The following is a 5,087-nucleotide window of genomic DNA, read 5'->3' on the forward strand; positions in this document are numbered from 1 at the left end:
GAATAGATGGGAGGGAGTTGGTCCTGCGTTCCGACGAAACGGTCCAACACGGATCGCAGAGCGACTTGGCTCATATCCACGGGCCGTTCGGCGATTACGCGCCCGACGGAATCGTACGTGTCGGTCTCTTTCCCGAGGAGAAAGCCAACACCAATAACACGGGTGCGAGCCGGCGAGCACGAGTCACCGGCCCTTTGGCATAGAGGGTATGCGTTTCATGCTAGGATGCCGCCGTGTCGGAAAGCTTTTTTGCATTGACGCCGGATCGGGTCTTGGCCGCAGTGGAAGCTTCTGGCCTAAGGTGCACGGGTAGATGCATGACCCTTAACAGTTACGAAAACCGAGTCTACGAAGTGGAGCTCGAAAGGGAGATATCGGACGACTCCAACGGCAAGCATGCAATCGCCCACCGAAGGGTCGTAAAGTTCTATCGGCCGGGCCGATGGAGCCGAGAACAGATCCTGGAAGAGCATCAATTCCTCTTCGACTTACTTGAAAATGAAGTTCCCGTTGTCGCTCCAGCTCGTTTTCCGGATGGGCAAACCCTTCATCAAACAGAAGGCGGGGGTCTTTGGTACGCCGTGTTTCCGAAGGTAGGAGGCCGAATCCCGGATGAAATGAATGTGGAACAACTGCAATGGTTAGGGCGATTACTCGCTCGGATTCACAATGTTGGTTCCGCACGCAAATGCAGTACAGGATCCAGCTGACGCCCCAGACATACGGCATCTCGAATTTGGAATACCTGTTACGCGAGAATTGGATACCTGCGAATTTCCGAACTCGCTACGAATCGGCAGCCCGAGAAATCTGCACAATGGCGGAGTCTCTCTTCGCCACAAGCTCCGCTGTTCGGATTCACGGAGACTGCCATCGCAATAATCTCCTGTGGGGAACAACGGGTCCGTTTTTTCTCGACTTCGATGACATGCTCCGGGGACCGCCCGTACAAGATCTCTGGCTTCTCGTTCCCGGCCGCGACGAAGAGGCAAAGACAAATCTTGAATCGCTGATCCGGGGATACGAAGAAATTGGCACCTTTGATCACTCCAGCTTACACATGATCGAATTCCTTCGATCACTTCGATACATTCATTTCACCGCTTGGATGGCCAGACGCTGGAAGGACCCCGCCTTCCCACTAGCTTTTCCATACTTCAACACGCCCAAGTACTGGGAGGACCAAACCAGTGATCTTTGGGTACAACTCGAACGAATTCAATCAGGCGAAGGATGATGAGAATGCAAGGTTCGTTATCTCTTCGCCGCGGCTTCGACTGACCTTAGCTCTTCAACGCGGAACGAGTCGGATTCCTGTCGGAGTCCATTACTTCCACAAACACTCGGGCAGCATAGCCTCGCCTCAAATGGGTTCAATCAGCTACGGGTTGGGAGCACCGGTTGAACGGCTTGAACCGGATATCACAATTCATCCCGGACTGAAGGTGACGGAAAACCGTTCGGATACTATTATTTGGTTCGGTGGAATCACAGATTTTTGCCGCTTCGATCATCGCGCTGGTTATAATTGTTTATGGTTTCATTGCACTAAGGAGAAGAGCGAGATTTCGCACCCTGGCCTTGGAACTGGGCGCTATATTCATAGACACAGGAAGGTTCGCTCCCGGCAAAGTCTCCGGAAACGACTTCAGCATTGAAGCGCACACACTCGGTGTCGGCCGGTCGCGCCGCTATTACACAACGATCAAGGTGTCCGTACCAAAAGCACCGGGCACATATCTTCTGAAGACCTCCTTCTTTGAACATTATCCGGATTGGCAATGTGCCAAAGCCCTGGGGAGCGCGACGGAGCGTGTCTTTATTGCGACGATTTCCTTCCAACGCTATCTTGAGCTCTCTCCCGACCAGCGGGACGCGCTTCTTTCGTGGTTGGGTCGTTGTTCTTTCAGGACCGGGGAGTTTCACCAGGCTCTTAAGAAGAATCGGATTAAAGAACTTGTCCTCTCGGAGGCTTCGATCGCCACCACATTCAGGGGAATCGTATCAAACCTGGATCGACTTCGGGGATCCTTGAATGCCATTCGACTTTTGGCGCGGTAACTTTACGGACGCCATAGGGTTCCAAATGCTGCACGCTGGGACCGCTCCATCCGCAAGCGGGGAACCACTTGAAGGCGCCTATGAGCAATGAGGAGCCCGGATTCTGGTAGAATGACGGGAACATGAAAGCGGTCTTCATCATCTTCTCGTCGATCTGGTTATGCGGCTGTTCCAATAATCCGTCGCGTAGTTTTTTTATGGGAACGACCCCGATATCCGCTACCGGAAACAGTTTTCCTGAGTTGCGGTTCGATAACCTCGATGAAGTGGATCTCTTGTCGCTTCATCTCGACGATTTTTGGGGAATTCCCTGGGGTAGCTTTGGAACAGATTCTCCTCCTCCGGAATCCTGGGCGACAAAATGGGATGAGCTCAGAAACGCGGCGCAATCGTCAGGAAAGACACTTTACTTGGCCGTTTCCCCGCTAGGGGACCGGATCACGCTCACACGCAATGTTGATGGGAACGGCAACACACAGGACAACTGGGCTCCTACCGATGCGGATGGGTGTTACCTCTTTTCGTCGGATCCAAATGCTGACAGCTACAAGACTGCATACCTGAACTACTTGGAGTACCTCATTGACCTTATTCAACCGCAGTTCTTAAGTCCGGCGATTGAAATCAACATTCTCTTTGCGAAGTGTCCCACGGAAAAAGATGCCTGGATCGATTGGTACTCGGATGTGTATTCGATCCTCAAGGCTGCTCACCCCGACCTCGTCATCTTCCCAACGTTTCAATTGGAACACGTTTATGGGATTGCTGACGCGGCCTCGGCCTGTCAAGAAGGCTTGAGCTACTCGGAGTGTTTTGACCAGCGACTTGCGGAGATCCTACTTATTCCGGCAGATCGAATGGCTTTCTCCTCGTATCCGTCGGCTTGGGAGTTCAGCGGTGAGACCAGACCCTCAGATACTTTTACAAAGGCTCAGTCCGCGACTTCGCGGAAGATTTGGATTACCGAGACAGGCTGGCCCGCGGTAGAGATCCTTGCACAATATGGTGACCTGCCAAGTGACTGCGGAGGGGAACTTGTTCCCTCAAGCGTCGCGAGTGACGCCAAACTCGACAGTTACCTGTCCTGGCTTCTTGAGGAAGCACGCACGATCAGATTCGAAGCTGTTATCTGGTGGTCGCATCGCGATCTCTTGGATGGTTCCGTGGCGTCTGTTTGTCCGTGTCCTGGCACCAATGACACCTGCACGTTGACCAGTATCTTTCGGACCCTAAGCCCCGAACTCGAAATCGTGCTCCGCTTGTTCGGAAACATGGGCCTTCGATATTACGACAACACGGCTCGGGCTGCGCTCGACATCTGGACGTCTTTTCGGAATCTCTCGTTGCAACAATGACGGGTGCGATTCCGTTCCCGTTGGGAGCGCCACGTGAACGGTCGTCGCACCATACATTGCCATACAGAGGCCGGGTTCGAATCCGAAACCAAAGGTTCTTCTCTTTTTTTAGAATAAAGATTTCAGTAACAGAGAGCCCAAGATTAGGGGAAGCTTGGATGTCGAGTGCATTCCACGAGATGCAATCAAGACTGCTTTATACGACTTCGTGGACAGTTCCAGTAACAGAAGCTAAATAGTTCAAATGAAAGGAAGATCCGGCACAATGGAGTGATGGCAAATCGAATCAGACATGTCGAACGAATTCTTTGAAAAACCGATACTCAATTCTCCCTACCAGTACCCGAGACGCCATTGGGAACTGGATAACCAGGGACAACCAACCCAGCGAATTATCGAGAGTCGCCGCCGCGTTGAACTTATCACTCCGATTCTAAAGCCGAAGAAGCGGAAGGACTCGCCGAAACAGAAGGCGATGGTATTCGACGAGGGGAAAGGTTTGTCAACCGAAGAACAACAGTATGACCCTACCCCTATTATTAATGACCTGCGCACCCACGTTGACCAATGGCGAAATATACAGAACCCAAATGACTGGCGTGTAACTCCTGAGACTGCGCGTCTTCTCCAACATTGGAGACATCACAAGTTCGCCGGATTTCGGCCGTTCTTCTGTCAGGTGGAAGCCGTTGAAGTCGCAATTTGGCTTACGGAAGTTGCTCCTGAAATGGGAAAGATCGGCAGCCGATTTCTCGACCTATTGGAAGGAGCAAACAACGATGCGAATCCTGGGTTAAACCGTCTCGCCCTAAAACTCGCAACAGGTGCTGGGAAAACAACTGTAATGGCGATGTTGATTGCTTGGCAAACCGTCAATGCCGTCCGACGTCCGACGAGCAAGAGGTTTACGAGAGGGTTTGTGATCGTCACGCCCGGCCTCACCATTCGGGACCGATTGAGAGTCCTCCAACCGAACGATCCTGACAGTTATTACAAGAGCAAGGAATTGGTACCGAATGACATGGTCGGGGATCTCGACCGCGCGAAAATTGTCATTACCAATTACCACGCATTTAAGCTTCGGGAGAGAATTGAAATCTCAAAAGGTGGTCGGTCTCTTCTCCAAGGTCGTGGCGAAGCAATCGATACAACTGAAACTGAAGGCCAGATGCTTCAACGAGTAATGCCCGACCTAATGGGTATTAAGAACATCATGCTGATGAATAACGAGGGTCACCATTGTTATCGTGAAAAACCCTCGATTAGAGATGACGACGATTGATGCAGAGCACGATTGAGCGCCGGGAAAATAATCGCATCGTTAACATCTTAGCAGGTTCCTGAAAAACGCTCTTCTTTGAGATTCAGAAAAAGGTCGATGGGGTATCGCGACGTGCCCCCCCACGTCTGCGGCCCGAAAACGCTCGATCAGTAGAGGAACCAAGGGTAACGAGATTCCCTGTTTTTACACGTTCGGCTGGGTAGAAATGCTCTCGGATTTCGTTGTTACGCATAAAAGGAACTTTTAAAAATCTGAGGGTCGTATCGGTGGTGAAATGCGGGGGCTAAGAAAGACGGGCTGGTAACGAACTGGGGGTTGGACGCTCGTAGAGAAAGGCAACGGACGTGATGGAGAGAAGGGAGAGAGGGCCGAGGCCCTCTCGGCGCGTG

5 protein-coding genes and 1 pseudogene are annotated in these 5,087 nt (G+C 51.9%); all 6 read left to right on the forward strand.

What is annotated here, in order from left to right; all coding sequences use genetic code 11:
• Positions 1-203: hypothetical protein (locus VI895_12455; GenBank protein HLG20611.1), on the forward strand; the 203-nt coding region annotated here is incomplete at its 5' end.
• Between the two features lie 30 nt (positions 204-233).
• A complete protein-coding gene (locus VI895_12460; GenBank protein HLG20612.1) occupies positions 234-710 on the forward strand; it encodes a phosphotransferase in 477 nt (158 codons plus the stop codon).
• Positions 689-1,237: a serine/threonine protein kinase gene (locus tag VI895_12465; protein ID HLG20613.1), complete on the forward strand. Its 549-nt coding sequence runs from the start codon at positions 689-691 to the stop codon at positions 1,235-1,237. The genes VI895_12460 and VI895_12465 overlap by 22 nt, the downstream gene beginning before the upstream one ends.
• A 344-nt stretch (positions 1,238-1,581) precedes the next feature.
• On the forward strand, positions 1,582-2,061 hold the full coding sequence (locus VI895_12470; protein HLG20614.1) for a hypothetical protein: 480 nt from the start codon (positions 1,582-1,584) through the stop codon (positions 2,059-2,061).
• A 122-nt stretch (positions 2,062-2,183) separates the two neighbouring features.
• Positions 2,184-3,416, forward strand: coding sequence for a hypothetical protein (locus VI895_12475; protein ID HLG20615.1), 1,233 nt, complete (start codon positions 2,184-2,186; stop codon positions 3,414-3,416).
• Positions 3,417-3,708: 292 nt separating this feature from the next.
• Positions 3,709-4,674, forward strand: a pseudogene (locus tag VI895_12480) (DEAD/DEAH box helicase family protein).
• Positions 4,675-5,087: the final 413 nt, after the last annotated feature.

This window comes from Bdellovibrionota bacterium, assembly GCA_035292885.1.
Lineage (GTDB): Bacteria > Bdellovibrionota_G > JALEGL01 > JALEGL01 > DATDPG01 > DATDPG01.